The organism is Wenzhouxiangella sp. XN24 (assembly GCF_011064545.1).
In the GTDB taxonomy this organism is placed as follows: domain Bacteria; phylum Pseudomonadota; class Gammaproteobacteria; order Steroidobacterales; family XN24; genus XN24.
This window is the reverse complement of record NZ_JAAMFG010000002.1, coordinates 1-227: the sequence shown is the minus strand read 5'-3', so window position 1 is coordinate 227 and position 227 is coordinate 1. Positions and strand designations below refer to the sequence as shown.

Annotated in this window: 1 protein-coding gene; it reads right to left on the bottom strand. The window is 61.7% G+C overall.

Translation table 11 applies throughout. The annotated features are described in order from the left end of the window. Nucleotides 1-227 (bottom strand): hypothetical protein (locus G6032_RS00010; protein ID WP_165280084.1); only part of this gene is annotated, 227 nt, incomplete at both ends.

Below are 227 nucleotides of genomic sequence, written 5' to 3'. Positions count from 1 at the left end.
GTCCCGAGGTTGTAAACCTGGCCCGTGTCGCCGTTCTCAATGAACTTGACCTCAAAGGCCGCCAGGTTACCGGCGTCGCCCTTCACCTTGAACACGAAGTTCTCGAAGCTCGCAGCAAAGCCCGCCGTGTAGCCCGTGAATGCCACGAACCCGACGTGCACACCGGCACCGTAGCCCTCGCCGCTCGTCACCTGGATGGCAGGATTGAAGTCCGCGTCACCAGCGAA